The organism is Phycisphaeraceae bacterium (assembly GCA_040222855.1).
Classification (GTDB): domain Bacteria; phylum Planctomycetota; class Phycisphaerae; order Phycisphaerales; family Phycisphaeraceae; genus Mucisphaera.
Map to the genome: position 1 here is coordinate 1 of JAVKCD010000004.1, position 942 is coordinate 942.

Annotated in this window: 1 protein-coding gene; it reads left to right on the forward strand. The window is 58.3% G+C overall.

The annotated features are described in order from the left end of the window. The first annotated feature begins 100 nt into the window (after positions 1 to 100). Positions 101 to 907 carry an IS5 family transposase gene (locus RIG82_03200; GenBank protein MEQ9459947.1) on the forward strand — a complete coding sequence of 269 codons (807 nt, stop codon included), beginning with the start codon at positions 101 to 103 and terminating at the stop codon, positions 905 to 907. Positions 908 to 942: the final 35 nt, after the last annotated feature.

Below are 942 nucleotides of genomic sequence, written 5' to 3' on the forward strand. Positions count from 1 at the left end.
AGAGGCTGCCAAAAAACTCACTTTGGAGAACGTTTGAGTTGGGCATGATATTTGCGCCCGACCATGACAGTTTCTTGTCTCGTACACAAGGAGAACTGTCATGGCGGACGCACGAATGCCGGAGCGGTTTTACGAGTTGGCTCGACCGTTGCTGCCACCGGAGCGGGAACCCGGGCCGCAAGGTGGACGCCGATCGATCGATCATTATAGCGTGCTGAAGGTGATCTGGTTCGTGTTGGTCACCGGCTGCCGCTGGAAAGATGTGCCAAAAGAGATGGGCTGTTGTGGCGAAACGGCGCGCACTCGGCTGCAAGCCTGGGAGCGTGAGGGGATTTGGGATCAACTACACAAAGAGTTGTTGACCATGTTGCGTCACGAGAATGAACTGCACCTGGAAATCGCGATGATCGACTCGACACAGGTGCGGGCTTTCGGCGGCGGCGAAGCCACGGGCCCCAGCCCCGTCGATCGCCGTAAAAAAGGGACGAAATACACGCTCTTGGTCGATCGCGACGGTGTGCCGTTGGTGATTCGTACGGCACCGGCAAATCGCAGCGACCAGCGAGAGATCCTACCCACCGTCGTTTCGTTTCCCGTCGTGGGTGGCAAGCCAGGCCGTCCACGCACACATCCTGAGAAACTGTACGCCGATGCGGGCTACGATTGCGAAGCCACGCGAAGCGTTCTCCGCTGGCTGGGCATCGAGCCGCACATTCGCAAACGCAATACCGTGCACGGCAGTCACCTTGGGCGTGTGCGATGGGTCGTCGAACGAACGATCAGTTGGATCAAAGGGCTCCGCCGCATGCGAGTCCGCTACGATCGCTCCGGCACGACGATCGACGCCTGGACTACCCTTGCCGCAGCCGTCATCTGCTTACACATCCTGCTGGAAGCAACCACCTAAATCACCTTTTAGTATCCAGTTTTTTGGCAGCCTCT